This window comes from Streptomyces sp. NPDC002994 (assembly GCF_040611155.1).
GTDB lineage: Bacteria > Actinomycetota > Actinomycetes > Streptomycetales > Streptomycetaceae > Streptomyces.
In genome coordinates this window covers 1-25,954 of record NZ_JBEXNQ010000001.1, presented here as the reverse complement: position 1 = coordinate 25,954, position 25,954 = coordinate 1, and the positions used below count along the sequence as shown (strand labels likewise).

At 70.9% G+C, this 25,954-nt stretch carries 29 protein-coding genes; 19 read left to right on the top strand and 10 right to left on the bottom strand.

The window, feature by feature from the left end; genetic code table 11:
- The first annotated feature begins 46 nt into the window (after positions 1–46).
- Together ABZX79_RS00145 and ABZX79_RS00140 are read left to right on the top strand one after the other, a co-directional pair.
- Complete coding sequence (locus ABZX79_RS00145) at positions 47–1,792, top strand: serine/threonine-protein kinase (protein ID WP_355249565.1); 1,746 nt, start codon at positions 47–49, stop codon at positions 1,790–1,792.
- A gap of 111 nt (positions 1,793–1,903) precedes the next feature.
- The gene (locus ABZX79_RS00140) at positions 1,904–2,212 is read left to right on the top strand and encodes a DUF5955 family protein (RefSeq protein WP_214980054.1); all 309 of its coding nucleotides are present in this window, start codon (positions 1,904–1,906) and stop codon (positions 2,210–2,212) included.
- A 159-nt stretch (positions 2,213–2,371) separates the two neighbouring features.
- Here ABZX79_RS00140 and ABZX79_RS00135 read toward each other — a convergent pair whose 3' ends face one another.
- Positions 2,372–3,013, bottom strand: coding sequence for a response regulator transcription factor (locus ABZX79_RS00135; protein WP_355249564.1), 642 nt, complete (start codon positions 3,011–3,013; stop codon positions 2,372–2,374).
- Positions 3,013–4,179 carry a sensor histidine kinase gene (locus tag ABZX79_RS00130; RefSeq protein ID WP_355249563.1) on the bottom strand — a complete coding sequence of 389 codons (1,167 nt, stop codon included), beginning with the start codon at positions 4,177–4,179 and terminating at the stop codon, positions 3,013–3,015. Before ABZX79_RS00130 ends, ABZX79_RS00135 begins: the two co-directional genes overlap by 1 nt.
- Before the next feature lie 227 nt (positions 4,180–4,406).
- Here ABZX79_RS00130 and ABZX79_RS00125 point away from each other — a divergent pair, with 227 nt between their 5' ends.
- Together ABZX79_RS00125 and ABZX79_RS00120 are read left to right on the top strand one after the other, a co-directional pair.
- The gene (locus ABZX79_RS00125) at positions 4,407–5,486 is read left to right on the top strand and encodes an ABC transporter permease (RefSeq protein ID WP_355249562.1); all 1,080 of its coding nucleotides are present in this window, start codon (positions 4,407–4,409) and stop codon (positions 5,484–5,486) included.
- On the top strand, positions 5,483–6,172 hold the full coding sequence (locus tag ABZX79_RS00120) for an ABC transporter ATP-binding protein (RefSeq protein ID WP_355249561.1): 690 nt from the start codon (positions 5,483–5,485) through the stop codon (positions 6,170–6,172). Before ABZX79_RS00125 ends, ABZX79_RS00120 begins: the two co-directional genes overlap by 4 nt.
- A 21-nt stretch (positions 6,173–6,193) precedes the next feature.
- Here ABZX79_RS00120 and ABZX79_RS00115 read toward each other — a convergent pair whose 3' ends face one another.
- Positions 6,194–6,994 (bottom strand): IclR family transcriptional regulator, encoded by an 801-nt coding sequence (locus tag ABZX79_RS00115; protein WP_355250012.1) that lies wholly within the window; start codon positions 6,992–6,994, stop codon positions 6,194–6,196.
- Between the two features lie 406 nt (positions 6,995–7,400).
- Between ABZX79_RS00115 and allB the strand changes: the two genes are divergently transcribed.
- Positions 7,401–8,741 (top strand): allantoinase AllB, encoded by a 1,341-nt coding sequence (allB, locus tag ABZX79_RS00110; protein ID WP_355249560.1) that lies wholly within the window; start codon positions 7,401–7,403, stop codon positions 8,739–8,741.
- A 1-nt stretch (position 8,742) separates the two neighbouring features.
- Positions 8,743–9,864, top strand: a complete 1,122-nt coding sequence (alc, locus tag ABZX79_RS00105) for an allantoicase (RefSeq protein ID WP_355249559.1) — start codon at positions 8,743–8,745, stop codon at positions 9,862–9,864.
- 80 nt (positions 9,865–9,944) lie between these two features.
- Here alc and ABZX79_RS00100 read toward each other — a convergent pair whose 3' ends face one another.
- On the bottom strand, positions 9,945–10,685 hold the full coding sequence (locus ABZX79_RS00100) for a 3-oxoacyl-ACP reductase family protein (protein ID WP_355249558.1): 741 nt from the start codon (positions 10,683–10,685) through the stop codon (positions 9,945–9,947).
- A gap of 166 nt (positions 10,686–10,851) precedes the next feature.
- On the opposite strand from ABZX79_RS00100, the gene ABZX79_RS00095 reads away from it, so the two are divergent.
- Both ABZX79_RS00095 and ABZX79_RS00090 read left to right on the top strand, forming a co-directional pair.
- Positions 10,852–11,469, top strand: coding sequence for a dihydrofolate reductase family protein (locus tag ABZX79_RS00095; protein WP_355249557.1), 618 nt, complete (start codon positions 10,852–10,854; stop codon positions 11,467–11,469).
- Positions 11,470–11,550: 81 nt separating this feature from the next.
- The gene (locus ABZX79_RS00090; protein ID WP_355249556.1) at positions 11,551–12,489 is read left to right on the top strand and encodes a DMT family transporter; all 939 of its coding nucleotides are present in this window, start codon (positions 11,551–11,553) and stop codon (positions 12,487–12,489) included.
- Positions 12,490–12,663: 174 nt separating this feature from the next.
- Here the strand turns inward: ABZX79_RS00090 and ABZX79_RS00085 are convergent, their stop codons facing one another.
- Positions 12,664–12,873: a hypothetical protein gene (locus tag ABZX79_RS00085; protein ID WP_028812918.1), complete on the bottom strand. Its 210-nt coding sequence runs from the start codon at positions 12,871–12,873 to the stop codon at positions 12,664–12,666.
- A 145-nt stretch (positions 12,874–13,018) separates the two neighbouring features.
- Between ABZX79_RS00085 and ABZX79_RS00080 the strand changes: the two genes are divergently transcribed.
- The 6 genes from ABZX79_RS00080 to ABZX79_RS00055 all read left to right on the top strand — a co-directional run bounded on the left by ABZX79_RS00080 (position 13,019) and on the right by ABZX79_RS00055 (position 17,163).
- Entirely contained in the window at positions 13,019–14,284 is a 1,266-nt protein-coding gene (locus ABZX79_RS00080) for a histidine kinase (RefSeq protein ID WP_355249555.1), read from the top strand.
- A 70-nt stretch (positions 14,285–14,354) separates the two neighbouring features.
- Positions 14,355–14,801: an SRPBCC domain-containing protein gene (locus ABZX79_RS00075; RefSeq protein WP_355249554.1), complete on the top strand. Its 447-nt coding sequence runs from the start codon at positions 14,355–14,357 to the stop codon at positions 14,799–14,801.
- Positions 14,798–15,181 carry a metalloregulator ArsR/SmtB family transcription factor gene (locus ABZX79_RS00070; protein WP_355249553.1) on the top strand — a complete coding sequence of 128 codons (384 nt, stop codon included), beginning with the start codon at positions 14,798–14,800 and terminating at the stop codon, positions 15,179–15,181. Before ABZX79_RS00075 ends, ABZX79_RS00070 begins: the two co-directional genes overlap by 4 nt.
- Positions 15,153–15,947, top strand: coding sequence for a thioredoxin family protein (locus ABZX79_RS00065; protein WP_355249552.1), 795 nt, complete (start codon positions 15,153–15,155; stop codon positions 15,945–15,947). The genes ABZX79_RS00070 and ABZX79_RS00065 overlap by 29 nt, the downstream gene beginning before the upstream one ends.
- A 57-nt stretch (positions 15,948–16,004) precedes the next feature.
- Positions 16,005–16,700 carry a response regulator transcription factor gene (locus ABZX79_RS00060; protein WP_355249551.1) on the top strand — a complete coding sequence of 232 codons (696 nt, stop codon included), beginning with the start codon at positions 16,005–16,007 and terminating at the stop codon, positions 16,698–16,700.
- A 4-nt stretch (positions 16,701–16,704) separates the two neighbouring features.
- The gene (locus tag ABZX79_RS00055) at positions 16,705–17,163 is read left to right on the top strand and encodes a PaaI family thioesterase (protein WP_355249550.1); all 459 of its coding nucleotides are present in this window, start codon (positions 16,705–16,707) and stop codon (positions 17,161–17,163) included.
- Positions 17,164–17,189: 26 nt separating this feature from the next.
- Here the strand turns inward: ABZX79_RS00055 and ABZX79_RS00050 are convergent, their stop codons facing one another.
- From ABZX79_RS00050 to ABZX79_RS00030, 5 genes are all read right to left on the bottom strand, one after another.
- A complete protein-coding gene (locus tag ABZX79_RS00050) occupies positions 17,190–18,164 on the bottom strand; it encodes an NAD(P)-dependent alcohol dehydrogenase (protein ID WP_355249549.1) in 975 nt (324 codons plus the stop codon).
- The gene (locus ABZX79_RS00045; protein WP_355250010.1) at positions 18,161–18,394 is read right to left on the bottom strand and encodes a helix-turn-helix transcriptional regulator; all 234 of its coding nucleotides are present in this window, start codon (positions 18,392–18,394) and stop codon (positions 18,161–18,163) included. Before ABZX79_RS00045 ends, ABZX79_RS00050 begins: the two co-directional genes overlap by 4 nt.
- Before the next feature lie 23 nt (positions 18,395–18,417).
- Positions 18,418–18,846 carry a hypothetical protein gene (locus tag ABZX79_RS00040; RefSeq protein ID WP_355249548.1) on the bottom strand — a complete coding sequence of 143 codons (429 nt, stop codon included), beginning with the start codon at positions 18,844–18,846 and terminating at the stop codon, positions 18,418–18,420.
- 97 nt (positions 18,847–18,943) lie between these two features.
- Positions 18,944–19,777 carry an alpha/beta hydrolase gene (locus ABZX79_RS00035; protein ID WP_355249547.1) on the bottom strand — a complete coding sequence of 278 codons (834 nt, stop codon included), beginning with the start codon at positions 19,775–19,777 and terminating at the stop codon, positions 18,944–18,946.
- On the bottom strand, positions 19,774–20,778 hold the full coding sequence (locus ABZX79_RS00030; protein WP_355249546.1) for a Gfo/Idh/MocA family oxidoreductase: 1,005 nt from the start codon (positions 20,776–20,778) through the stop codon (positions 19,774–19,776). The genes ABZX79_RS00035 and ABZX79_RS00030 overlap by 4 nt, the downstream gene beginning before the upstream one ends.
- 147 nt (positions 20,779–20,925) lie before the next feature.
- Here ABZX79_RS00030 and ABZX79_RS00025 point away from each other — a divergent pair, with 147 nt between their 5' ends.
- The 5 genes from ABZX79_RS00025 to ABZX79_RS00005 all read left to right on the top strand — a co-directional run bounded on the left by ABZX79_RS00025 (position 20,926) and on the right by ABZX79_RS00005 (position 25,728).
- Entirely contained in the window at positions 20,926–21,645 is a 720-nt protein-coding gene (locus ABZX79_RS00025; protein ID WP_355250008.1) for a GntR family transcriptional regulator, read from the top strand.
- 111 nt (positions 21,646–21,756) lie between these two features.
- On the top strand, positions 21,757–22,767 hold the full coding sequence (locus ABZX79_RS00020) for a substrate-binding domain-containing protein (RefSeq protein WP_355249545.1): 1,011 nt from the start codon (positions 21,757–21,759) through the stop codon (positions 22,765–22,767).
- Positions 22,768–22,862: 95 nt separating this feature from the next.
- Positions 22,863–23,876 carry a sugar ABC transporter substrate-binding protein gene (locus ABZX79_RS00015; protein WP_355249544.1) on the top strand — a complete coding sequence of 338 codons (1,014 nt, stop codon included), beginning with the start codon at positions 22,863–22,865 and terminating at the stop codon, positions 23,874–23,876.
- Positions 23,873–24,940 (top strand): ABC transporter permease, encoded by a 1,068-nt coding sequence (locus tag ABZX79_RS00010; RefSeq protein ID WP_355249543.1) that lies wholly within the window; start codon positions 23,873–23,875, stop codon positions 24,938–24,940. Before ABZX79_RS00015 ends, ABZX79_RS00010 begins: the two co-directional genes overlap by 4 nt.
- A complete protein-coding gene (locus ABZX79_RS00005) occupies positions 24,907–25,728 on the top strand; it encodes an ATP-binding cassette domain-containing protein (protein WP_355249542.1) in 822 nt (273 codons plus the stop codon). Before ABZX79_RS00010 ends, ABZX79_RS00005 begins: the two co-directional genes overlap by 34 nt.
- The last annotated feature ends 226 nt before the right edge of the window (positions 25,729–25,954 follow it).

The following is a 25,954-nucleotide window of genomic DNA, read 5'->3' as shown; positions in this document are numbered from 1 at the left end:
TGCCGTTCGATTCGATATCGGTGTTCTGGGTGGGAGACATGAGTTGATGAGTGGTCAGCAGCCGGACCGGGGCAGTTCCCCTCAGGTCTTCCAGCCTCTCGCGCAGGACGATCCGACCACCATCGCCGGGTACCGGCTGGCCGCCAAGCTCGGCGCGGGCGGCATGGGCAAGGTGTATCTCTCGTACACACCGGGCGGCCGGCCCGTCGCCATCAAGGTGATCCGGCCCGAATTCGGCGAGGATCCCGAATTCCGCCGCCGGTTCGCTCAGGAAGTGCAGTCCGCGCAGCGCGTACAGGGGCTCTTCACCGCGCCCGTCATCGACGCCGACACGGACGGCGCGCAGCCGTGGCTGGCCACCGCCTACGTGCCGGGCCCCTCGCTCGCCGACGCGGTCGTCGCGCACGGGGCGCTGCCCGTCGAGGCGGTGCTGCTGCTGATCGCCGGCATGGCGGAGGCCCTGCACGTCATCCACGGTGCCGGCATCGTGCACCGTGATCTGAAGCCCTCCAACGTACTGCTCGCCGCCGACGGCCCGCGCGTCATCGACTTCGGTATCGCGTACGCCGCCGACGCGACCTCGCTCACCGGCAGCGGCGTCACCATCGGCACCCCGTCGTTCATGGCCCCGGAGCAGGCCGCGGGGCGCAGGGTGACCCCGGCCACCGACATCTTCGCCCTCGGCCAGGTCGCGGCGTACGCGGCCACCGGATCCCCGGCCTTCGGCGAGGGCACCTCGCACGGGGTGCTCTACCGGATCGTCCACGAGGAGCCCGATCTCAGCGGGGTCCCGGAGCGGCTGATGGAGCTGGTCAGCCGCTGCCTGGCCAAGGACCCGGCGGCGAGGCCCTCGATCGCCGAGGTCATCGGGCTGTGCCAGTCGGCCAACGCCGAGACCGTGCTGCGCCGACCCGAGGACTGGCTGCCGGGCGCGGTCGCCGCCGACATCACGGTACGCGCGGCCGCCCCCGCCCCGGTTCAGACCCCGCCGCCCCCGTCGTCCGCCGCCTACTCGCCCACCACGCCGGTGGGCTACTCGCCCACCGCGCCCGTGGCCCCGGCGACCCCGCCCCCCGGCTTCGGCCCGCCCGCGCCGCACCAGGCCCCGGGGCAGCCGCCCTACGCCCACGCGCACGCCTACGCCCCGACGCAGCTGCCGACGCACCAGCCCCCGACGTACCCCGGACACCCGGCGGCTGCGAAGCCGCCTGCCAAGCGGGGGCCGCTCGTCGCGCTCGCCGCCGCGCTGATCTTCGGCGTCGCGGGCGGCGCCACGGTGTACGCGCTGCTCAAGGACGACGGGAACCAGACGCAGGGCGGCGGCACGGCGCAGGGCAAGGAGACGAACAACGGGGGCGAGGCCGCCCCCGACCCGAAGCCGGAGTCCAAGCCCGCCCCGAAGCCCGCCGTGTACAAGGGCATCAACCTCACCGCCGGCTACCACCTGACCCTCGGCGACGACGAACTCCGGCCCCAGCTGGGCGAGGACGGTGGGTACGAACTCTCCTACGACACCGGCGGGTATCTCGACGAGGAGACCTGGGACGGAAGTCTGGCGCTGCTCGACGCGGGGAAGGAGGGGTCCCTTGCCGCCTGCCGCGCGGAGACGCGGTACGTGGTGAGCGCCTACGTGAACAAGCTCTCGAAGGGGCGGCAGCTCTGCGTCACCACCGGTACGGGGCACGTGGGCCTCGTGACGGTCCAGGGAATCACGGTCGAGGGTTCGCCCAGTGACGACTACCTGACGCTGGACGTGACCGTCTGGCGCAACGCCGTCGACTCCGACGATTAGGTCCGCCCTCCGCCAAGTGGCGTACAGCCCGCCGATTGGCGTTAACTGATCCCAGCTCATGCGTACGGCGTCCGACCAGCGGCGTACGGGCTGAACCACTGGGGGAGAACCTTGTTGAGAAGTGTGGAACAGAGGTGCGTGACCGGCAACGGTGAGGACCCGCGAGTGACGGAGCTGCGTGCTGCCGTTTCGCGGTTGCGCCGTGAATTGGCCGGGCACCCCGCCGAATTGCCCGACCGGGGAGTCGCCGAGGACGAGTTGGCGTCGCTGCACGCGATGGCGCTCAGCGGCGTGCCCGAGATCATGCGGCTGCGGCGTTCGCTGCTGCTGGTCGCGGGGTCGATCGGCTCGGTCAGCGCGCTGGCGGAAGCGATGACGCAGGTACGCAACGCGGTTGAACTCTTCGGCCGCCGCGACTAGCGGTGCGGGTGCGGGCCCTGCGGGGCCTGTTCCCCGACCCGCCCCTTCCCGAACTGGGGGCAAGCCCCCAGCCCCCCAGTCTGGCCGGCACTACCCAGCCCCTCCGGCGTTTGAGGAGCGGGGTCTGGGGCGGAGCCCCGCAGGGCCGACCCCCGCCCGTCAGCGGCGGATCAGGCGGCGGGCCGTCGCCACCGCCACCGCGGACGTGCGCGAGTCCACGCCCAACTTCGCGTATATGTGCACCAGATGGGACTTGACCGTCGCCTGGCTGAGGAACAGCTTCTTGCTGATCTGCTGGTTCGACAGACCGTCGCCGACCAGTTGCAGCACCTCCAGCTCGCGCCGCGTCAGCGCCTGGGCCGGCGTCCGCATCCGGTCCATCAGCCGGTGCGCGACCGCCGGCGCCAGCGCCGACTGGCCGGCCGCCGCCGTGCGTACCGCGCCCGACAGTTCCTCCGGCGGCGCGTCCTTGAGCAGGTAGCCGCTCGCGCCCGCCTCCACCGCCGCCAGGATGTCGGCGTCCGTGTCGTACGTCGTCAGGACGAGCACCCGGGGCGACCCCGGACGCGCGGTGATCGCGGCGGTGGCCTCGCAGCCGTGCATCCTGCCCGGCCCGAACTGCAGATCCATCAGTACGACGTCGAAGTCGTCCGCCGCCGCGAGCTCCACCGCCCGCTCCGCGGTCGCCGCCTCCGCGACGACCAGGAAGTCCTCCTCGGTGTCGAGTACGGCGCGCAGGCCTGCCCGTACGACGGGATGGTCGTCGGCCAGCAGCAGGCGGACCGGGGCGCCGGGGGTCATCACGTGGGGTCTCCAGGGTCTCCGGAAGGCAGGGGCAGGGTGATCGCTACGGCCGTTCCCTGACCCGGCGCCGACTCGACGCTCAGCATGCCGCCGAGCGAGCGCGCCCGCGAGCGCATCGCCGGCAGGCCGAAACCGCCGCCCGCCCGCGCGGCGCGGGCCGCCAGGGGGTCGAAGCCGACGCCGTCGTCCACGACGTCCAGCGCCACCGAGGTGTCCATGAAACTGAGCGTGATCTCGGCGCGTGCGGCGCCCGCGTGCCGCACCGTGTTGGCGAGCGCCGACTGGGCGATGCGCAGCAGGGCCACCTCGTACGGAGTGGGCAGCTTCACCGGCGTACCGCTCACGGCGAACCGCACAGCGAGCCCGGGAGTCGCCGCGCAAAGCCGCTCCAGCGCGGCGGGCAGCGAGCCGTGCTCCAGGTCGGGCGGGGTCAGGGCCCGTACGAAACGGCGCGCCTCGGCCAGGTTGTCCTGCGCCGCCTCCCGGGCCTGGCGGACGTGCGCGGCGGCCGGATCGCCGACCGGCAGGGTGCGCTCGGCGGCGCGCAGCAGGAGCTGGATGCTGGACAGGCCCTGGGCGAGCGTGTCGTGGATCTCGCGGGCCAGCCGCTCGCGCTCGGCCAGCGTCCCGGCCGTCCGCTCGGCGGCGGCCAGGTCCTCGCGGGTCGCGAGCAGCTCGTCGATGAGCTCGCGGCGCCGCTCGCTCTCCCGGTACAGCGCCTGGTACCCGAGGACCGTCGCCACGGCGACCGCGGCGCCGAGCAGTGGCCCGATGAACGTTCCGGGCGTCACCGTCTGCCCGTGCAGGACGAAGCCGGCGATGGCGGCGGCCGCCGTCGCGACGACCGCGGCCAGGCCCCAGCGCATCGGCAGCAGGTGCAGCTGGAGGAAGTACAGCGGGAACGCCGCCCACAGCCCGTCCGGGGACAGGGCCAGCAGTATCAGCCAGGCGAGGCCCAGCGCGGCGAGCCAGACGGCGGCGGGCCGGGGCGAGCGGTCGACGGCCGGGCTCAGCGTTCCGACGGTGTAGACGACGGCCATCGTGACGGCCGCGAGTACGACCGCCGTCGCGTCGGGGGCGTCGTCGGCCACGGCCTTCACGGCGGCGAGCGCGATCAGCCCGCCGAGCAGCGCGTGCAGGCACAGGCGCAGTGCGCGCAGCACGGGAGTGAGCGGACGGGAGGGGAGGGGCGAGCGGGATGGGGAAGGGCCGGGGAGGGCAGAACTGGGGAAGGAAGGGCCGGGCAGGGAAGGGCCGGGTAGGGCAGAGCTTGGTTCCATGGCTTTTCCAGCGTAGGGCTCCGGCGCCGTTGCCCCGTCAATCAAAAGATTGATGTCGCGCCGATCCGTGGCGCGATGTTTTCGCGCGCCCCCGCGGCCAGGGTGGAAACATGTTTGTCGCATGGAGAGATCTCCGGTTCGCCAAGGGCCGGTTCGCGCTCATGGGCACGGTCGTCGTGCTGATCACGCTGCTGGTCGGGCTGCTGTCCGGCCTCACCGCCGGGCTGGCCAGGGACAACACCTCGGCCATCACCTCGCTCCCGGCCGACCGGCTGGCCTTCGACCGGCCGCCCGAGGGGCAGGAGGTGTCGTTCACCCATTCGTCGGTCGGCGAGAGCGTCTGGCAGCAGTGGGGGCGCCGGCCCGGCATCACCGCCGCCGAGCCGCTCGGTATCCGTACGACCAATGCCCGGGCGGGGGAGCGGGCGGCCGCCGTGTCGGTGTTCGGCGTCGAGCCGGGTTCGGGCCTGGCGCCGGCCGTCGAGGGCTTCGGGTCCGGGCGGGTCGTGTTGTCCGTACGGGCGGCCGAGGACCTGGGCGGCGCCGGGGTCGGGGACACGGTGCGGATCGGCGACGTGGAGGAGACCGTCGCCGCCGTCGAGGGCGACGACTCGTACAGCCACACGCCTGTGGTGTGGACTTCGCTCGACGACTGGCAGCGGCTCAGCAGCAGCACGGAGAAGCAGGCCACCGTCGTCGCCCTGACCACCGGCGAAGGCGCGGACCTCGCGGCGGGCGACCGGGCGGCGGGCACCGAGACCCGCACCATCGACGGCTCGCTGAGCGCCCTCGCCTCCTACGAGGCGGAGAACGGCTCGCTCCAGCTGATGCGCGGCTTCCTCTTCGTCATCTCGGCGCTCGTCGTCGGCGCCTTCTTCACGGTCTGGACGATCCAGCGCAGCGGCGACATCGCGGTCCTGAAGGCGCTCGGCGCCTCCACGCCCTACCTGTTGCGTGACGCGCTCGGCCAGGCCGTCCTGATGCTCGGCGCCGGTACGTTCCTGGGCACCGCACTCGCCACCCTCATCGGCGGCGCCGTCGCCGGTGACGCGGTCCCGTTCGTACTCGATCCGGTGACGCTGCTCGTCCCGGCCGCCGTGACAGCGGGCCTCGGCGTGGTCGGCGCCGCACTCTCCATCCGGCGCATCACCGCCGTCGATCCCCTCGTCGCACTCGGGAGCGCCCGATGACCGCCCTGCCCCCGCACCAGTCCTTGTCCCTTACGGACGTCACCCTCACCTACCCTGACGGCGACTCCCGCCTGACCGCGCTCGACGACATCACGCTCGACGTCGGCGCGGGCTCGCTCACGGCTGTCGTCGGGCCGTCCGGCTCCGGCAAGTCCAGCCTGCTCGCCGTTGCCGCGACGCTGGTCTCACCGGACCGGGGGAGGGTGGTCGTCGACGGTACGGACACGGGCCCCCTGAGCCGGGCCGAGAAGGCGGAGCTGCGGCGTACGCGCATCGGCATCGTGTTCCAGCAGCCGAACCTGCTGCCGTCCCTCACCTCGGCCGAGCAGCTTCAGGTGATGGCTCACGTGGCGGGACGCCCGCCCCGCCAGGTCCGTGACCGGGCGCGGGAGCTGCTGGACGCGGTCGGGCTCGCAGACAAGGCCGACCGCCGCCCGCACCAGCTGTCCGGCGGTCAGCGCCAGCGGGTGAACATCGCCCGCGCGCTGATGAACGAACCGGCGGTCCTGCTGGTCGACGAGCCGACCAGCGCCCTGGACCACGAGCGCGGCGCGGCCGTACTCGACCTGCTGGTCACGCTGACGCGCGAGCGCGGCACGGCGACGGTGCTCGTCACACACGACCGCGCGCACCTGGAGCGGATGGACTCCACGGTGACGATGGCGGACGGCCGTATCCCGGCCTGACCGGCCGGGACACGTGCTTGATCAGCCCTGCGTGCCGTTGTTGGTCAGCACGACCGAGAGGTCCTGGGCGACTTCCTGGAGTATCGGAACGATCTTCTCGGTCGCGGCCTCCGTCACCCGGCCCGCCGGGCCGGAGATCGAGATGGCCGCGGCCGTGGGGGAGTTGGGCACCGGGACCGCCAGGCAGCGGACGCCGATCTCCTGCTCGCCGTCGTCCACGGCGTAACCGGACCTGCGGACCTGCTCCAGGGCCTCCAGGAAGCCCTCCGCCGTGGTGATCGTCTTTTCGGTGGCGGTCGGCATGCCCGTACGGGCGAGCAGCGCGCGCACCTCCTCGGGCGGGGTGTACGCGAGGAGGGCCTTTCCGACGCCCGTGGAGTGCGGCAGGACCCGGCGGCCGACCTCGGTGAACATCCGCATCGAATGCTTCGAGGGCACCTGGGCGACGTACACGATCTCGTCGCCGTCGAGCAGCGCCATGTTCGCGGTCTCGCCGGTCTCCTCGACCAGGCGGGCGAGGTAGGGGCGGGCCCAGGTGCCGAGCAGCCGGGACGCGCTTTCGCCGAGGCGGATCAGGCGCGGGCCGAGCGAGTAGCGGCGGTTGGTCTGCTGGCGTACGTAACCGCAGGCCACCAGCGTGCGCATCAGCCGGTGGATCGTCGGCAGCGGCAGACCGCTGCTGGCGGAGAGCTCGCTGAGTCCGACCTCGCCGCCCGCGTCAGCCATCCGCTCCAGCAGGTCGAAGGCGCGCTCAAGGGACTGGACACCACCTGCGGGCGCAGCGGTTTTGGAAGCGTCGGTGGTGGCGTTGGACGACGGCACGTCAACGGTCCTTTCGAGGCGGATGGGCAAGGCAGCAGCCTACCCGCCGCATGCGCGGAGCACACGGTCTGCGTCAAGACGTCCTCGCCGGTCAGAGGGTGTTTGTCCGTGTGTCGACGGTCACGTCGGACGATCTCTCGACGCTCTCCTTGTACGTAGCCACCTTCTGTCACGCGAAATTCTACTTCCACTTTGTGGAAACATCCAAGCGGGTGGAGCGCTGTGCGCGGCCACGAGGGGCGGGATGGCCGAAGCCATGATCCCCTTGCAGGTCACAGGGGTCTCAGGGGCTGGGGAGGGTCTTGACGGGCCGGACCCCGAAGTGAAGACTCCTTCAACAAAACGTTGAATGTCACAGCGTTGAATTCCTGCATACGAATTCCGCATACCGAAGGTGAGGTCACGGGTGTCCGACGTCGTGGAACTGGTACTGCGCTCGACGCGCGTCATCACCCCCGAGGGGACGCGCGCCGCATCGGTGGCCGTCGCCGACGGGAAGATCACGGCTGTGCTGCCGTACGACGCCGAGGTGCCGGCCGGGGCCCGGCTGGAGGACTTCGGGGACGACGTCCTGCTCCCCGGCCTCGTCGACACCCACGTCCATGTGAACGACCCGGGCCGCACCGAGTGGGAGGGCTTCTGGACCGCCACCCGCGCGGCCGCCGCGGGCGGCATCACCACGCTGCTCGACATGCCGCTGAACTCGCTGCCGCCGACCACCACGGTCGACAACCTGCGCACCAAGCAGGACGTCGCCCGCCCCAAGGCGCACATCGACGTCGGCTTCTGGGGCGGCGCGATCCCGTCCAACGTGAAGGACCTGCGGCCGCTGTACGACGCCGGAGTCTTCGGCTTCAAGTGCTTCCTCTCGCCCTCGGGCGTCGAGGAGTTCCCCCAGCTCGACCAGGAACAGCTCGCCCGCTCGATGGCCGAGATCACCGGCTTCGGCGGCCAGCTGATCGTCCACGCCGAGGACCCGCACCACCTGGAGACCGCCCCGCAGAAGAGCGGTCCGGCGTACGCCGACTTCCTCGCCTCGCGGCCGCGCGACGCCGAGAACACCGCGATCGAGGGCCTGATCGCGCACGCCAAGCGCCTGGGCGCCCGCGTCCACGTACTGCACCTGTCGTCCTCGGACGCGCTGCCGCTCATCGCCGCCGCGAAGCGTGAGGGCGTACGCATCACGGTCGAGTCCTGCCCGCACTTCCTCACCCTCACGGCCGAGGAAGTCCCGGACGGGGCCACGGAGTTCAAGTGCTGCCCGCCGATCCGTGAGGCCGAGAACCAGGACGCGCTGTGGGAGGGGCTCGCGGACGGCACGATCGACTGCATCGTCTCCGACCACTCGCCCTGCACCACTGATCTGAAGACGCCGGACTTCGCGTCCGCGTGGGGCGGGATCTCCTCGCTCCAGCTCGGCCTCCCCGCGATCTGGACCGAGGCCCGGCGCCGCGGCCGCTCGCTGGAGGACGTCGTCCGCTGGATGTCCGCCGCGCCCGCCGAACTCGCCGGGCTGTCCCAGAAGGGCGCCATCGAGGTCGGCCGCGACGCCGACTTCGCGGTCCTCGCGCCCGACGAGAGCTTCACCGTCGACCCGGCGGAGCTGCACCACCGCAACCAGGTGACGGCGTACGCGGGCAAGACCCTGCAGGGCGTCGTCAAGTCGACGTGGCTGCGAGGCGTACGTATCGCCGACAACGGCACCCTGGCCGAGCCGACCGGCCGGCTGCTCGAAAGGAACAACTGACGTGTCTGACGTGGCGACCCCCTCTTTCACCGGTGACGCGAACCCGTACGGCAGCGGCGACCCGTACGCCGACTACCGCACCGCGGACTTCCCCTTCACGCACTTCGCGGACCTCGCCGACCGGCAGCTCGGCGCGGGCGTCATCGCCGCCAACGACGAGTTCTTCGCCGAGCGCGAGAACATGCTGCGGCCCGGGGCGGCGGAGTTCGACCCCGAGCACTTCGGCCACAAGGGCAAGATCATGGACGGCTGGGAGACCCGCCGTCGCCGTGGTGTCAGCGCCCAGCAGCCGCACCCGACGGACGAGGACCACGACTGGGCTCTTGTACGTCTGGGAGCGCCCGGCGTCATACGCGGAATCGTCATCGACACCGCCCACTTCCGCGGCAACTACCCGCAGGCGGTCTCGGTCGAGGCGGCGTCGGTGCCGGGATCGCCGTCCCCCGACGACCTCCTTTCCGGCGACGTGAAGTGGGTGACTCTGGTCCCCCGTACGGCAGTCGGCGGCCACGCGGCCAACGGCTTCGCCGTCGACGTCGAGCAGCGCTTCACGCACCTGCGGATCAACCAGCACCCCGACGGCGGCATAGCACGCCTGCGGGTGTACGGCGAGGTCGCGCCCGACCCGGCGTGGCTGGAGAGGCTCGGTACGTTCGACCTCGTCGCCCTGGAGAACGGCGGCCGGGTCGAGGACGCCTCCGACCGCTTCTACTCCCCGGCCACCAACACCATCCAGCCGGGCCGCTCGCACAAGATGGACGACGGCTGGGAGACCCGCCGTCGCCGCGACAAGGGCAACGACTGGATCCACTACCACCTGGTGGCGCAGGCCGATATCCGCGCCGTCGAGATCGACACGGCGTACCTGAAGGGCAACTCGGCCGGCTGGGCGGCGCTTTCGGTGCGCGACGGGGCCGAGGGCGAGTGGACCGAGATCCTGCCCCGGACCCGGCTCCAGCCCGACACGAACCACCGCTTCCTGCTGGACGCGGTCCCGGCCGCGACCGAGGTCCGGATGGACATCTTCCCGGACGGTGGCATCTCCCGCCTGCGCCTCTTCGGCTCGCTGACGGAGGCGGGGGCGTCGCGCCTGGCGGCCCGCCACCAGGAACTGGGCGGCTGACGGGGCTGACGCCACCGCGGGACGAATGACACGGAGTGCACCGGGACGCGACGGCCCCGGTGCACTCCGTTCTGTCTGGTTCAGGCAGCGTGACCGCCGTCCACCAGTACCTCGGAGCCCGTCATGTACGCGGCCTCGTCGCCGGCCAGGAACGAGACCGTCGACGCGACTTCGTCCGGGGTGCCGAAGCGGCCGAGGGCCGTCAACTCGCTCTGCGGCCCGGCGTACGGGCCGTCCGCCGGGTTCATGTCCGTGTCGACCGGACCCGGCAGCACGAGGTTCGCCGTGATGCCCCGGCCGCCCAGCTCCCGCGCCAGTGCCTTCGTCAGGCCGGTCAGCGCCGCCTTGCTCATCGCGTACAGAGTTCCGCCGGGGCCCGGCACACGCGCGCTCATGCAACTGCCGGTGGAGATGATCCGGCCGCCGCGCTCCATCCTGGCGGCAGCGGCCTGCGAGGCCAGGAAGACCGCCCGTACGTTCACGGCCAGGACACGGTCGACGTCCGCGAGCGTCAGGGTGCCGATCGGGCCGAGTACGCCGACGCCTGCGTTGTTGACCAGGATGTCGAGCCGGCCGAGCTCGTCGGCGGCCCGGCCCACGACGGCGGTGACCGCGGCCGGGTCCGCCGCGTCGGCGCGCAGCGCGATGCCGCGCCCGCCCATCGACTCGATCTTCTGGACGATCTCCTGGGCGGCCTTCTCGTCCCGTACGTACGTGAGGGCCACATCCGCGCCGTCCTGCGCGAGCCGCAGGGCGATCGCCGCGCCGATGCCCCGGCTGCCGCCGGTGACCAGTGCCGTCCTGCCGTTCAGTGAAGCCATGTCGCTGCCTTTTCCTCAATTTCCCATGAATGGTTGCGGATTCAAGGAAACCGGTGGCGGGCGGGTGGCGCTGGCGGCAAACGGACGCCGTGTCCGGGACGGGCGACGAGTTCCGTGGAAGCGTGGAGTCAGAGCTGGTGACACTGACGAAGAAGGGCTTCGGACCATGAAGATCACGCTCACTACGTTCCTCACGCTCGACGGCGTCATGCAGGCCCCCGGCGGCCCGGAGGAGGACACCAGCGGCGGGTTCGAGCAGGGCGGCTGGCTGGTGCCCTTCTTCGACGAAGGCATGGGCCGTTTCATCGACGGGGTGTTCGGCCGGGTCGACGCGTTCCTGCTCGGCCGGCGTACGTACGAGATCTTCGCCGCCTACTGGCCGAAGGTCACCGACGAGAACGACCCGGTCGCGAGCCGTCTCAACACCCTTCCGAAGTACGTCGCGTCCACGACCCTGGACAAGGCCGACTGGAACAACTCCACCGTCATCTCCGGCGACGTCGCGGAAGAGGTCTCACGGCTCAAGAAGCAGCCGGGCCGGGAGCTCCAGATCCACGGCAGCGGGGCGCTCGCCCGGTCCCTGATGCGGCACGACCTCATCGACGAGTACAACCTGCTCACCTTTCCCGTTGTTCTGGGAGCGGGACAGCGGCTGTTCGAGGAGGGCGGCCTGCCGACCCGCTTCGAACTGGCGGACAGCAGCACCACGGAGACGGGGAACGCCATCCACACCTACCGGCCCGCGGGCAGGCCGGAGTACGGCACATTCGATCTCGACCAGTGAGGGGCGGCGCGGGTACGGTGATCGCTCCGCGTGCGAGCCGCCGAAGTCTCCACACCGCCTTTCCCGGGGGAGACCGCGCCAGTGGCCGCCGCATCATCACCGACCGCCGTACCCGTACCTGACGTCGCTCTGCCGCGCCGGACGGCATGGCTCACCGACCTGCCCGTGCTGCTCGTCGCCGTCGTCTGGGGCGCGAGCTATCTCGCGGCCAAGGACATCACCACGGCGCAGACCGTGGTGCCGGTGCTGGTCCTGCGCTTCGCCATAGTGCTGCCCGTGCTGGCCGTCCTCGGCTGGCGCCAGCTGCGCGCGCTGAATGCCGCCCAGTGGCGCGGCGCGTGGATGCTCGGGCTCGTACTGAGCGTGATCTTCCTGCTGGAGACGTACGGCGTCGTGCACACCTCGGCCACCAACGCCGGGCTCATCATCAGCCTCACCATGATCTTCACGCCGCTCGCCGAGGCGGCGGTGACGCGGACCGTGCCGTCCCGCGCCTTTGTGGGCGCCGCGGGGCTTTCGGTGGCCGGGGTGGTGCTGCTCACCCAGGACGGCGGTTTCACGACCCCCTCGCTCGGCGACTTGCTGATGCTGCTGGCGGCCCTTGCCCGTACCGCGCATGTGCTCGCGATGGCCCGGGTCAAGTCGGTCCAGGGCGCGGACGCGCTGTCGCTCACGACGGTCCAACTGGGCGGCGCGGTGGCGGTGTTCGCCGTCCTGGCGACGGCTCCCGGCACCGGCCCCGCCCCTTGGACGGTCGCGGCGGGCTTCGGGCCGCGCGAGTGGGCGGGCCTCGTCTTCCTTTCGGTGTTCTGCACGCTCTTCGCCTTCTTCGTGCAGATGTGGGCGGTACGCCGAACCTCCCCGTCCCGCGTCAGCCTCCTCCTCGGCACCGAACCGCTGTGGGCGGCGGCGGCCGGCATCGCGATCGGCGGCGAACGGCTGGGCGCGGTGGGCCTGCTGGGCGGCGTACTGGTGCTGGCGGGCACGACGTGGGGCCGCCGGGCGGGGACGCGGGGGTAGACCGGCCGTGCGGTGCGGATCCCTGCGGGGCTGAAATTGGGGCTCCGCCCCAGACCCCGGTCCTCAAACGCCGGACGGGCTGAAAGTGCCCAGGGGTGCGGTCCAGTTCAGCCAAAATCAAGCCCGTCCGGCGTTTGAGGACACGCCCGGAGGGCGTTCAGCCCCGCAGGGCCCCTACACCCGGCGGAAGCGGTCCGCGGAGGCCATCAGGGCTATGCCCGCGACCGCCAGCACGATGTTCGTGTAGATCGCATGCCCCCGCAGGAACGGCAGCAACTGCAAGAAGCCGAAGAACTTCGGCATCCACCCCGTGACCTCGTGGATCAGCCCGGACCCGCCCGACACGAACAGCACGAACCCGGCCACCTCAAGAATCTTCTTCATGCGCCGATCGTGGCGCGGACAACCGCCCCACCGCGTCGGCCGTCAGGCTCGCCCGGTGCGCCGAAAGTCTGGGACTCCGCGACTTTGGTCGCTGAAACCCGTCACCGCGCGTCGGACCCGCCCCCACGTGCGTAGCTTTGTCGACATGACCGATCAGGAGTACCGCTGGCTGCAGCCCTCGGCGATGGCCGACCCCGATCTGCCGGGTGACCGGGGCGGGCGGCCGCGCCGTACTCCGCGTGACTGGTTCGTCGACATCGTCATGTTCCTGTTCGCCGCGCTCGTCGGCATCGCCGCGGCCGATGTCACCGGCAGCGTCGGCAACCCCCAGTACATCGTCATCCTCGACCAGCTCGTCGGCGCCGCTGCCTGCTGCGCCCTGTGGGTGCGGCGCCGCTGGCCCGTGGGCCTCGCCGTCACCCTCGTCGCCGTTTCCGCCGTGGCGCCCGTCGCCTCCGGAGCCGAGCTCGTCGCGCTGTTCACGCTCACCGTGCACCGGCCGTTCAAGGTGGTCGCAGCCGTCGGTTCCGCCGCCGTCGTGGGCGGGCTGACGCAGACGGTACTGCGACCCGACCCCACCCTGCCGTTCGCGGCCTCCGCCGTCGCCACCGTCGTGATCGTCCTGCTGATCGTCGGGTGGGGCATGTTCGTACGCTCCCGCCGACAGCTCGTCGTATCGCTGCGCGACCGGGCCCGCCGGGCCGAGGCGGAGGCCGCCCTGCGCGCCGAGCAGGCGCAGCGCCTCGCCCGCGAGGACATCGCGCGCGAGATGCACGACGTACTGGCCCACCGGCTCACCCTGCTCAGCGTCCACGCCGGCGCCCTCGAATTCCGCCCCGACGCCCCGCCCGCCGAGGTCGCCCGCGCCGCCGGGGTGATCCGCGACAGCGCGCACGAGGCGCTCAACGACCTGCGCGACGTCATCGGCGTACTGCGCGGACCGGCCGCCGGCGACGAGCACCGGCCGCAGCCGACTCTCGCCACGCTCGACGCGCTCGACGCGGAGTCGCGCGAGGCCGGGATGAAGGTGACCCTCGACCACCGCATCACGCGGCCCCAGGACGTGCCCGCAGCCATCGGCCGCAACGTCTACCGCATCGCGCAGGAGGGCCTGACCAACGCCCGCAAGCACGCACCCGGCGCCGAAGTCACCGTGACGCTGACCGGCGCACCTGGCGACGGCCTCACCGTCGAAGTACGCAATCCCGCTCCCGAAGGCGACACGCCCGCGGTCCCGGGATCCGGCCAGGGCCTCATCGGCCTGACCGAACGGGCCGCGCTCGCCGGCGGCCGTCTCGACCACGGGCCCACGCCCGACGGCGGATTCCGCGTCCGGGCGTGGCTGCCGTGGGCGGCGGTGGCTCAGGCCGCCGAAGCGGACGCCGCTTCCGCGACGGAAGCGCAACCCTAGGGTTGCTCCTGCGCCCTCGACGTGCAACCCTGGAGTTGCATCCAAATGGCGGCAGTGAAGGAGTCCTCTCATGAGCGAGAACCGGATCGAACGCGAAACCCTGATCGAGGCCCCCCTGGAGCGGGTCTGGTCGCTGGTGGCCGAGCCCGGGTTCTGGGTGGCCGATGAGGCGAACCTGACCGGCACCGTGGCCGAGGAAGGCGAGTCGGTGATCGCGAGGAACGCCGAGCACGGCGACTTCCCGGTGCGCGTGGAGAAGGTCGAGCCGCCGACGTACCTGGCGTACCGGTGGGCCAGCGCGTTCCCCGGAGAAGAGCTGCGCGAGGACAACAGCACCCTCGTGGAGTTCACCTTGACCCCGGAAGGCGACAAGACGCGGCTGCGCGTGGTCGAGAGCGGGTTCGCGGCGCTGGCCGGGTCCGAGGAACTGCGCGGCCAGGCGGTGAAGGACAACACCGGCGGCTGGCCCCAGGTGCTCGACGCGCTCAAGACGCGCGCCGAACAGCCATCCGCGTGACGGACGGACATCACGGCGCCGACGAGGCGGTCGACAGCGTCCTCGTCGCGCTGGCCGACCCGACGCGACGCAGGCTGCTCGACCAGCTCGCCGCACAGGGCGAGGCCACCGCGACGACGCTCGCCGGAAGCCTTCCCGTCTCGCGGCAGGCGGTGGTCAAGCACCTCGCCGTCCTGGACGCCGCCGGGCTGGTTTCCGGTAGCCGGGTCGGACGCGAGGTGCGGTACGCGGTGCGGCCCGCGGCACTGGACGCGACGGCGCAGTGGATGGCCGCGCTCGCGACCGACTGGGATCGACGACTGGCGCACATCAAGCGCGTTGCTGAGGCAGCGGAGCGGGAGGGGAGAACCAATGACCGATCACAAGACCGGAACGCGTGAAGAGTGGCTTGCGGCCCGGCTGGAGCTGCTCAAGGAGGAGAAGGCGCTGACGCGGCGCAGCGACGAGCTGGCGCGCCGGCGGCAGGAACTGCCCTGGGTTCGAATCGACAAGGAGTACCGCTTCGCGACCGATGAGGGCACCGCGTCCCTCACCGATCTCTTCGCAGGACGCTCACAGCTGCTCGTCCATCACTTCATGTTCGGGCCCGCGTACACGGCGGGGTGTCCATCCTGCTCAGCCATGGCGGACGGCTTCAACGGCTCGGTCGTCCACCTGGCGAATCACGACGTCACGCTCTGCGCGGTGTCGCAGGCTCCGCTCCCGAAACTCCAGGCGTTCAAGCGGCGGATGGGCTGGGGCTTCCCGTGGGCGTCTTCGTTCGGCGGCGACTTCGCCTACGACTTCCAGACCTCGCACACCGAGGAGCAGTGGGAGTCGGGGGCTGTCGAGTACAACTTCCGCGCGGCGGACTTCCGGCCGCCGGAGGGCGAGGAGAATCCCGTGCTCGACGAGATCGCGTCGAGCGTGGGAACGGACTGGGCGACGTACCGACGAGAGGGGCCAGGCGTCAGCGCGTTCGCGCTCCAGGACGGCGTCGTGTACCACACCTACTCGGCGTACGAGCGCGGGGTGGACGACCTCTGGGGCATGTACCAGTGGCTCGACCGCGCGCCACTCGGTCGCAACGAGTCCGGCTTCTGGTGGCGCCGCCACGACGAGTACGACAGCCGCAGCGAGCCTGCTCCGCCGAGCTGCTGCGGCTGACGAGCGTGCGACGGCCGGGCGGGGAGGGCCCCACGGGCGCCGGATACCGTAGGCGCCATGACTCCCATCCGGCTGCTCCTCGTTGACGACGACCCCCTGGTCCGCGCGGGCTTGTCCTTCATGCTGGGCGGCGCCGGTGACATCGAGATCGTGGGCGAGGCGGCCGACGGCGGTGAAGTCCCGGCGAGTGTGGACCGTACCCACCCCGACGTCGTGCTGATGGACATCCGGATGCCGGTGGTGGACGGCCTCACCGCCACCGAGGAGTTGCGGCGCCGCCCCGGAGCCCCCGAGGTCATCGTCCTCACCACCTTCCACGCCGACGAACAGGTGCTGCGGGCGCTGCGGGTCGGGGCGGCCGGATTCGTACTCAAGGACACCCCGCCCGCGCAGATCGTCGAGGCGGTACGGCGGGTGGCGGCGGGCGAGCCGGTGCTGTCGCCGTCCGTCACCCGCCAGCTCATGACCCATGTCGCGGAGGCCTCTGCCGATCCCCGCGGGCGTACGGCGACGGCTACGCGGCGGATCGGTCAACTCGCCGAGCGGGAACGGGAGGTCGCGGTCGCGGTCGGCCGCGGACAGTCCAACGCGGAGATCGCCGCGGCGCTTTACATGAGCGTGCCGACGGTCAAGACCCATGTGTCGCGCGTTCTGGCCAAGCTCGGTTTCAACAACCGTGTCCAGATCGCGCTGTTGGTGCATGACGCGGGTCTCCTTGACGGGGGTGGCGACGGGGCAGGCGACGTAGGCTGACGGAATGGGGCGTACGACGACTGGAGGTGCGGTGGTGAGCGACGCCGATTTCGGCCTGGACGTGGCGCAGAAGGTCCTCGACAGCCAGCCGTTCAGCAGGCTGCTCGGCGCGCGGATCACCGCGTTCGGGGACGGCGCGGCCGTACTGGAAGTGGACATCCGCGACGAACTGCGCCAGCAGAACGGCTACCTGCACGGGGGAGTCCTGGCGTACGCCGCCGACAACGCCCTCACCTTCGCGGGCGGCGCGGCGCTCGGCCCCGCCGTCCTGACCGGCGGCTTCTCCATCCAGTACGTACGCCCCGCGACCGGCGCCACGCTGGTCGCCCGCGCCGTCGTCGTGCACGGCGGCCGTCGGCAGGCGGTGTGCCGCTGCGACCTCCATGTCCGTGACGAGGCGGGCACCGAGACGCTGTGCGCGGTCGCTCAGGGCACGGTGCTGACAGCGGCGTCGGCGCCGTAGCCGTAGGACTTGCCCGGCGACGCCCTCTACATCTGGACGACGATCTTGCCCCGCACGTGCCCCTCCATCAGGTAATCGACAGCCTCGGGGACAGCGGCCAGCGGGTAGCTCCGGTCGATGACGGGGGTCACCGAGCCGGCCTCGATGAACTCCGTGAGGACTTCGAGGTCGCTGTGGTGCAGGTTCATGACGGCGAGCCCGCGGAGCCGCTGTCCGCCGAACGGCGACATCAGCAGCGCCCGCAGCTGCCGGTCGTTGCCGCCGATCCACTTGCCGCCGTTCTCGCCGCCGATGATGACGAGGGTGCCGCGGGGGGTGAGGGCGCGGCGGAGCCGGGAGAGGGGGCGGTTGCCGGCGGTGTCGAGGACGAGGTCGTAGCGGCGGGTGCCGTCGGTGGGGTCCTCGCGGGTGTAGTCGATGACCTCGTCGGCGCCGACGGAGCGGACCAGGTCCGCCTTGCCGGTGCTGCAGACGCCGGTGACGTGGGCTCCGAAGGCCTTGGCCAGCTGTACGGCGAAGTGGCCGGTCCCCCCGCCCGCGCCGATGACCAGGACGCGCTGCCCGGCTCGCAGTCGCCCGGCGTCGCGTACGGCCTGGAGGGCGGTGACGGCCGAAACCGGAACGGCGGCCGCCTGCTCGAAGGTGAGATTGGCCGGCTTGTGCGCGATGTTGTCCTCCTTGGCGCACGCGTACTCGGCGTACGACCCGTCGCAGGTGCCGTACACCTCGTCACCCGGGCGGAAGCGGGTCACGTCCGGGCCGACGGCCTCCACGCGTCCCGCGAGGTCCTGGCCCCGGACGCGGTCCTTGGGCGCCCGCAGACCGAAGCCCATGGCGCGGATCAGGTACGGCATGCCCGCCGTGAGGTGCCAGACGCCCGGGTCGACGCCGGCCGCGTGGACCCGTATGAGCACCTCGCCGCTGCCGGGGACCGGCTGGGGCATGTCTTCCAGGCGCAGGACCGACGGCGGTCCGTAGGTGGTGTGGGCGATGGCCTTCATTGGGTCTCTCCCGCGGTGTCCTGGGGGTCCTGGGGGTACTGGGGTTCCTGGGGGTACTGGAACACTTCGTCGAGCGGTACGCCGAACGCACGGGCGATCTGGAAAGCCATCTCCAGAGAAGGGGAGTAGCGGCCCTGCTCGATGGCGATGACCGTCTGGCGCGACACACCGATGCGGCCGGCCAGCTCGGCCTGCGTCATCTCGCCGTGAGTGAAGCGCAGGGCTCGGATCGAGTTGGTGACACTGGTCGGCTTCACCACGGGTGGAAGCCCAGCCGGTACGAGACGATCTTCGTCGCGGATCCGAGGAGCGACGACAGGACGAACGCCAGGTAGATCGCGTTGGCGATCCAGAACTGGTCGAGATCCGCCATGGCCAGGGCGAGTCCGGCCACGCCGCCGATCACGACGAACGACTGTCCGATGTGCTCTCCGAACCGGTGGATCTCCCGGTCGCGCTGGTCCTTGCTCTTCGCGTCCTCGGGCGAGAACGTCGCCAGTGCGATGTGGAGCACGATGGACGCGGCGATCGCCGCGCCGACCGTCCACAACAGCGCCGACACATAGGGCGCCTCGGCGAGCGGCGCGTTCCCGGGCCGCCCGAGCACGACGGCCAGGTACACCGCGTACGACGCGACGGTGACCAGGATCATGCTCCAGGCCCGTTTCTCTTCGAATGCCACGGCCACTCGCTCTCCATGTAAAGAAAACCTGACACTGAGGAGTGTCAAGCAGTCCAGACATGAAGTCAAGAGTTCTTTACACGGCGAGCTGAGGTGATCAGCCGGGCACGACCGCCGCCGCGAATTCGGCCGGGGCCTCCGCCCACGGCATGTGGCCCGCTCCCGCGAGCGTCACCCGCGAGACGTTCGGCAGGGCCTGCTCCAGGGAGTCCACGGCGTCTCGCGGCCGGATGTCCTGCGCACCGTCCACGATGACCACCGGCATCCTCAACCCACAGCAGGCTGCGTGGAGTTGATGCTCGCTCATCGTCCTCGTCTCGGCGTTGATCTCCGCGTTGCACGCGTAGTTGACGCCCAGCCAGGGCGTGGCCATCCGCTCGGCCAGCTCGGTCGCCCGGTCCCGGTCCGGCCCGGCGAAGTCCGCCGACCACTGGAGCACGCACATCTCGCGCTCCTCCGCTTCCGTACGCCGCTCCCGGGACCTGAGCTCCTCCCAGCGGGGCAGCCGCTCACCGAGCGCGGCGCGCAGCTTCGCGGCGAACTCCGGATGCCAGCCGGAGTCGGGGCCGATCCCGGTGCCGGACACGTACACCAGCCGTGTCACCCGCTCCGGATGCGCGAGCGTGTAGTGCAGGGCGAGCCGCGCGCCCCAGGAATGGCCGAGCAGCGTCACCCGTTCCAGCCCGAAGTGCCCGCGTACGGCGTCGAGATCGGCCACCGACCTGGCCACCGAGTAGGGGCCGCGCCGCTCGGAGCGCCCGCAGCCGCGCTGGTCCCAGCGGTACACGGCCGCCCCCCGGTCCGCGAGCAGCCGGGCCACGTCCTCAAGGGTGTCCCACAACCCGGGGCCGCCGTGGCAGAGGAGCACGGGATCGCCCTCGCCGGTTCTCGCCGTCCAGAGCGTCACCCCGTCCTCCGCCTTCAGCGTCATGACGCGGGGATCTCGTCCATCCGCACCGGCCGCCGCTCCCGGCGCGACTTCTCGCAGGCCTCCGCGATGCGCAGCGCGTGCAGCGCCTCCCTGCCGTCGCACGGGTTGTCCCGCTCGCCCAGCGCGACCCGTACGAAGGCGTCCAGCTCCGCCTCGTACGCCGGGGCGAACCGCTCCAGGAAGCCCGGCCACGGCTGCTCGCAGGCCGGCGGCCCCTTCGGCTCGGTCGAGGTGATCGGCGTACGGTCGTCGAGGCCCACCGACACCTGGTCGAGCTCGCCGGCCAATTCCATCCGTACGTCGTAACCGGCGCCGTTGCAGCGCGTCGCCGTGGCGGTGGCGAGCGTCCCGTCGTCGAGGGTGAGGACGGCCGCGGCCGTGTCGACGTCGCCCGCCTCGCGGAACATCGCCGGCCCCGCGTCGGACCCGACGGCGTACACCTCGACGACCTCGCGCCCGGTGACCCAGCGCAGGATGTCGAAGTCGTGGACCAGGCAGTCCCGGTAGAGCCCGCCGGACAGCGGCAGGTACGCGGCGGGCGGCGGCGCCGGGTCGGAGGTCATCGCCCGTACGGTGTGCAGCCGGCCGAGGCTCCCGGACCGTACGAGCTCGCGCGCCGTGGTGTACCCGGCGTCGAAGCGGCGCATGAAGCCGAGCTGGAGCACCGTCCCGGCCGCGTCGACCTCCCGGAGCGCGCCCAGCGTCCCGGGCAGGTCCAGGGCGATCGGCTTCTCGCAGAAGGTGGGCAGTCCCGCCCGCGCCGCCCGGCCGATCAGGTCGGCGTGCGCCGAGGTGGCGGAGGCGATGACCACGGCGTCAACGCCCCACGCGAAGATTTCCTCGACCGAGGGCGCGGCCGTGGCGCCGAGCCGGTCGGCGACCGCTGAGGCCCGCGCGGCATCGGTGTCCGCGACGAGCAGAGCACCCACTTCGCGATGGCGGCTGAGCACGTCAGCGTGGAAGGAACCGATACGTCCCGTGCCGATGAGTCCGATGCGCATGGCCCCAAAGTGTCGCCATGAACGCCACCGTGTCAAGCGTTTGTCCTGACAACCTGACTACAGGACTTCCAGTAGTCATTACCTGGGGTTACGCTCGGGGGCGTGTCGAAACCCGCGGCTGAAACCACCGTCTCCCTGCAGCTCGGCGTGGACCGGAACAGCCCGGTCCCGCTGTACTTCCAGCTGTCCCAGCAGCTGGAGGCGGCCATCGAGAAGGGCCGGCTCTCACCGGGAAGCCTCCTCGGCAACGAGATCGAACTGGCCGGACGCCTCGGCCTCTCCCGCCCCACCGTCCGCCAGGCCATCCAGTCGCTCGTCGACAAGGGCCTGCTGGTCCGCCGCCGCGGCGTCGGTACGCAGGTCGTGCACAGCCAGGTCAAGCGCCCCCTCGAACTGAGCAGCCTGTACGACGACCTCGAAGCCGCGGGCCAGCTGCCGGCCACCACCGTCCTGCGCAACACCCTCGAACCGGCGACCGCCGAGGTCGCGGCGGCGCTCGGCGTGGCGGAGGGCAGCGACGTACACCTCGTGGAGCGGCTGCGCCTCGCGCACAACGAGCCCATGGCAGTCCTGCGCAACCACCTGCCCACCGGACTGCTGGCCCTGGACACCGAGCACCTCGAAGCCACCGGGCTCTATCGGATGATGCGCTCCGCCGGCATCACGCTGCACAGCGCGCGCCAGTCGGTCGGGGCGCGGGCGGCCGGGCCCGACGAGGCGCGGCAACTGGCGGAGGCGGAGGGGGCGCCGCTGCTCACGATGCAGCGGACGACGTTCGACGACACGGGGCGGGCGGTCGAGTTCGGCTCGCACATCTACCGGGCGTCGCGGTACGCCTTCGAGTTCCAGCTCCTCGTCAGGCCCTGAGCCACGACCCCGCGTAAGAATGTTCGGACAAAGTCTTGACGGGGGCTCGCGTACGCCGCTAGAACTCCCCCAGCCGCAACGGGGCGGCCGGGAGACAAGGCGGAACCCACGATGCGTACCCACCGCAAGGCAGCAGCCCTCCTCGCCGTATGCGCGCTCGCGCTCGCAGCCGGATGCAGCTCCGAGGGCGGCAAGGACTCGGAAGAGAAGAACGGCGACAGCGGCGGCGGCGGCGGGAAGGCCGTCACCACCGAGCGCCTGAAGATCGCCATGGTGACGCACTCGGGCGAGGGCGACACCTTCTGGGACATCGTCCAGAGCGGCGCCAAGCAGGCCGCTTCCAAGGACAACGTCGAGTTCCTGTACGCCGCCAACAAGGAGGGCAAGGAGCAGGCGCAGCTCATCGACTCGTACGTCGCCAAGAAGGTCGACGGCATCGTGGTGACCCTCGCGAAGCCGGAGGCGGTCAAGGCCGCCGTCGAGAAGGCCGTCGCGGCCGGCATACCCGTCGTCACGATCAACTCCGGTGGCGAACATTCCGAGGCGGCGGGCGCGCTCAGCCACATCGGTCAGGAGGAATCCGTCGCGGGTGAGGCCGTCGGTGAGGAACTCAACAAGCGCGGCAAAAAGAAGGCGCTCTGCGTTATCCACGAACAGGGGAACGTCTCGCTCGAAGCGCGCTGCGCGGGCGTGAAAAAGACGTTCCGGGGAACGGTCGAAAACCTCAATGTCGAGGGCACCAATATGCCGGCGTCGACCTCCTCCATTGAAGCGAAGCTCCAGACCGGCAAGGCCGGCAAAGAGATAGACACTGTCGTCACTCTCGGGGCGCCTTTCGCGGCAGCCAGCGTCAAGGCCAAGGCGGGCGCGGGCAGCGCGGCGGAGGTCAACACCTTCGACCTCAACGCCGAAGTGGTCAAGCAGCTCAAGGCCAAGGAAATCGGCTTCGCCGTCGACCAGCAGCCGTTCCTCCAGGGCTACCTCGCCGTCGACGAACTGTGGCTCTACAAGACCAACGGAAACGTTCTGGGCGGCGGAAAGCCCGTCCTGACAGGCCCGGCCCTCGTCACGGACAAGGACGTACCGGCGCTGGAGAAGTACACGGCCCGCGGTACCCGATGAATACGGTGCGAACACCCGTAACCGATACTTGGTCGGCCGGGGACGGGCTGAATGATCCCCGGCCGCACCGAGGAGTACAAGAAGGGCTCGACGTCGTGGCAAGGGTTCGGACAGGGGTACGCGCGCTGGGCGCGGTGCTGGCGGCGGTTCTCGGGGCTTCCCTCGCGGGCTGCAGCAGTACGGGCGGAAAGCGCGCCGAGGAACGGGCCGAACAGGCCGCCGCCGAGGGCAGAGCCGCGGTGGACACACCCCGCTGGACCGTCGGCATGGTCACCCACTCGGGCGACGGCGACACCTTCTGGGACATCGTGCAGAACGGTGCCGAGCAGGCCGCCGTCAAGGACAACATCAAGTTCCTGTACGCCCACAGCGACGAGGGCCAGCAGCAGGCCCAGCTGGTCGACTCGTACATCGACAAGAAGGTCGACGGGCTGATCGTCACGCTCGCCAAGCCCGACGCCATGAAAGCCGTCGTCGCCAAGGCCACCAAGGCCGGCATCCCGGTGATCACCGTCAACTCCGGTTCCGCCGAGTCCAAGGACTTCGGCGCGCTCGCCCACATCGGGCAGGACGAGACGATCGCCGGTGAGGCGGTCGGAGCGGAGCTTGGCAAGCGCGGCAAGAAGAAGGCCCTGTGCGTGCTGCACGAGCAGGGCAACGTCGGACACGAACAGCGCTGCGCCGGCGCCAAGGAAACCTTCGACGGCGAAATGCAGAACCTCTACGTCGACGGCACGAACATGCCCGACGTACAGGCGTCCATCGAGGCGAAGCTCCAGTCCACGAACGACATCGACGCAGTCGTGACCCTCGGCGCGCCCTTCGCGGACGCCGCCGTCAAGGCGAAGGAGCAGGCCGGCAGCGAGGCCGAGATCGACACCTTCGACCTCAACGCCCAGGTAGCCACCGCGCTCCAGGCCGACACGCTCGGCTTCGCCGTCGACCAGCAGCCGTACCTCCAGGGGTACCAGGCCGTCGACCTGCTGTGGCTCTACAAGTACAACGCCGACGTGCTCGGCGGCGGAAAGCCGGTCCTCACCGGACCCCAGATCATCACCAAGAAGGACGCCGCCGAGCTGGAGGCCTACACGAAGCGGGGGACCCGATGACCGCGACCGCACCGGCACAGGCACCGGCCCCCGGCCAGAAGGCACCCGCCGACGAACGGCTGCTCAAGACGTCGCTGCTGCGCAGGCTGCTGGGCCGCCCCGAGCTCGGCTCGGTGGTCGGTGCCGTCGCCGTCTTCCTCTTCTTCGCGATCGTCGCCGACAGCTTCCTGCGCGCGTCGAGCTTCGGCACGGTGCTGTACGCCGCGTCCGTGATCGGCATCATGGCCGTCCCCGTGGCGCTGCTGATGATCGGCGGCGAGTTCGACCTGTCGGCCGGGGTCCTGGTGACCAGCTCCGCGCTGGTCTCCTCGATGTTCAGCTACCAGATGACGGCCAACATCTGGGTAGGCGTTCTGGTCTCTCTCCTGGTGACGCTGGCCATCGGCGTATTCAACGGCGTCATGCTGACCCGCACGAAACTGCCGAGCTTCATCATCACGCTCGGTACGTTCCTGATGCTGACCGGCTTGAACCTGGGCCTGACCAAGCTGATCAGCGGCACGGTGTCGACGAAGAGCATCGCCGACATGGAGGGCTTCAGCTCCGCGAAGGCGCTCTTCGCGTCCCAGGTCACCATCGGCGGCGTGAACCTGAAGGTGACCGTGCTGTGGTGGCTCGGCCTGGTGGCCGTCGCGACCTGGATCCTGCTGCGCACCCGCGCCGGCAACTGGATCTTCGCGGTCGGCGGCGAGACCGAAGCGGCCCGCGCGGTCGGTGTCCCGGTCAACAAGACCCGGATCGGCCTCTACATGGGCGTCGCCGTCGGCGCCTGGATCTCCGGCCAGCACCTGCTCTTCTCCTTCGACGTCGTGCAGTCCGGTGAAGGCGTCGGCAATGAACTCATCTACATCATCGCGGCCGTCATCGGCGGCTGCCTGATCACCGGTGGCTACGGCTCGGCGATCGGCTCCGCGGTCGGTGCGTTCATCTTCGGCATGACCAGCAAGGGGATCGTGTACGCGGAGTGGGACCCCGACTGGTTCAAGTTCTTCCTCGGAGCGATGCTCCTTCTGGCCACCCTGCTCAACGCATGGGTACGCAAGCGCGCGGAGGCGACCCGGTGAAGACCCAGACGACGCAGACCGCACCTCTCGTCCAACTCGACGCCGTCAGCAAGTTCTACGGCAACATCAAGGCCCTGGAAGGGGTCTCGCTCGAAGTCCACGCGGGCGAGATCAGCTGCGTCCTGGGCGACAACGGCGCCGGCAAGTCCACCCTCATCAAGATCATCGCGGGTCTGCACCAGCACGACGCGGGCACCTTCTCGATCGAGGGCGAGGAGACCCGGCTGGCGAACCCGCGCGACGCCCTCGACCGGGGCATCGCCACCGTCTACCAGGACCTCGCCGTCGTACCGCTGATGCCGGTCTGGCGGAACTTCTTCCTCGGCTCGGAGCCGACGAAGGGCGTTGGCCCCTTCAAGCGCCTCGACGTGGACCTCATGCGCCGGACCACCCGCTCCGAGCTGCTGCGCATGGGCATCGACCTGCGCGACGTCGACCAGCCCATCGGTACGCTCTCCGGCGGCGAGCGGCAGTGCGTGGCCATTGCGCGGGCCGTCTACTTCGGCGCGAAGGTGCTGGTCCTCGACGAGCCGACCGCCGCGCTCGGCGTCAAGCAGTCGGGCGTCGTACTGAAGTACGTGGCGGCGGCGCGTGACGCGGGTCTCGGCGTGGTCCTGATCACGCACAACCCGCACCACGCGTATCTCGTCGGCGACCGCTTCGTGCTCCTCAAGCGGGGCGCGATGTCGGGCAGCCACACGCGGGACGAGATCACCCTCGACGAGCTGACGCGCGAGATGGCAGGCGGCAGCGAGCTCGACCAGCTCGGCCACGAACTGGAGCGCTAGCCGCTGCGCGGGGCTTTCCCCTACCCGCCCCTTCCCGAAGCTGGGGGCAAGCCCCCAGACCCCCGGACGCCCTACGGGCGTGTCCTCAAACGCCGGACGGGCTGGATCGTTGCCGCAACAAAATCCAGCCCCTCCGGCGTTTGAGGAGCGGGGTCTGGGGCGGTGCCCCAGTTGGGGAAGGGGCGGGTAGGGGAAGTCGGCCCAGCGCAGGGGGATGCGGCGGCCT

Bases quoted from the DNA above. Each gene is read 5' to 3' on its own strand.
- ABZX79_RS00030 (WP_355249546.1), bottom strand. From the start codon at position 20,778: ATGCGCATCGGACTCATCGGCACGGGACGTATCGGTTCCTTCCACGCT.
- ABZX79_RS00080 (WP_355249555.1), top strand. From the start codon at position 13,019: ATGACCGATCAGGAGTACCGCTGGCTGCAGCCCTCGGCGATGGCCGAC.
- ABZX79_RS00075 (WP_355249554.1), top strand. From the start codon at position 14,355: ATGAGCGAGAACCGGATCGAACGCGAAACCCTGATCGAGGCCCCCCTG.
- ABZX79_RS00050 (WP_355249549.1), bottom strand. From the start codon at position 18,164: ATGAAGGCCATCGCCCACACCACCTACGGACCGCCGTCGGTCCTGCGC.
- ABZX79_RS00010 (WP_355249543.1), top strand. From the start codon at position 23,873: ATGACCGCGACCGCACCGGCACAGGCACCGGCCCCCGGCCAGAAGGCA.
- ABZX79_RS00095 (WP_355249557.1), top strand. From the start codon at position 10,852: ATGAAGATCACGCTCACTACGTTCCTCACGCTCGACGGCGTCATGCAG.
- ABZX79_RS00100 (WP_355249558.1), bottom strand. From the start codon at position 10,685: ATGGCTTCACTGAACGGCAGGACGGCACTGGTCACCGGCGGCAGCCGG.
- ABZX79_RS00120 (WP_355249561.1), top strand. From the start codon at position 5,483: ATGACCGCCCTGCCCCCGCACCAGTCCTTGTCCCTTACGGACGTCACC.
- ABZX79_RS00085 (WP_028812918.1), bottom strand. From the start codon at position 12,873: ATGAAGAAGATTCTTGAGGTGGCCGGGTTCGTGCTGTTCGTGTCGGGC.
- ABZX79_RS00060 (WP_355249551.1), top strand. From the start codon at position 16,005: ATGACTCCCATCCGGCTGCTCCTCGTTGACGACGACCCCCTGGTCCGC.
- ABZX79_RS00055 (WP_355249550.1), top strand. From the start codon at position 16,705: ATGGGGCGTACGACGACTGGAGGTGCGGTGGTGAGCGACGCCGATTTC.
- ABZX79_RS00035 (WP_355249547.1), bottom strand. From the start codon at position 19,777: ATGACGCTGAAGGCGGAGGACGGGGTGACGCTCTGGACGGCGAGAACC.
- ABZX79_RS00020 (WP_355249545.1), top strand. From the start codon at position 21,757: ATGCGTACCCACCGCAAGGCAGCAGCCCTCCTCGCCGTATGCGCGCTC.
- ABZX79_RS00145 (WP_355249565.1), top strand. From the start codon at position 47: ATGAGTGGTCAGCAGCCGGACCGGGGCAGTTCCCCTCAGGTCTTCCAG.
- ABZX79_RS00005 (WP_355249542.1), top strand. From the start codon at position 24,907: ATGGGTACGCAAGCGCGCGGAGGCGACCCGGTGAAGACCCAGACGACG.
- ABZX79_RS00135 (WP_355249564.1), bottom strand. From the start codon at position 3,013: ATGACCCCCGGCGCCCCGGTCCGCCTGCTGCTGGCCGACGACCATCCC.
- ABZX79_RS00125 (WP_355249562.1), top strand. From the start codon at position 4,407: ATGTTTGTCGCATGGAGAGATCTCCGGTTCGCCAAGGGCCGGTTCGCG.
- ABZX79_RS00065 (WP_355249552.1), top strand. From the start codon at position 15,153: ATGACCGATCACAAGACCGGAACGCGTGAAGAGTGGCTTGCGGCCCGG.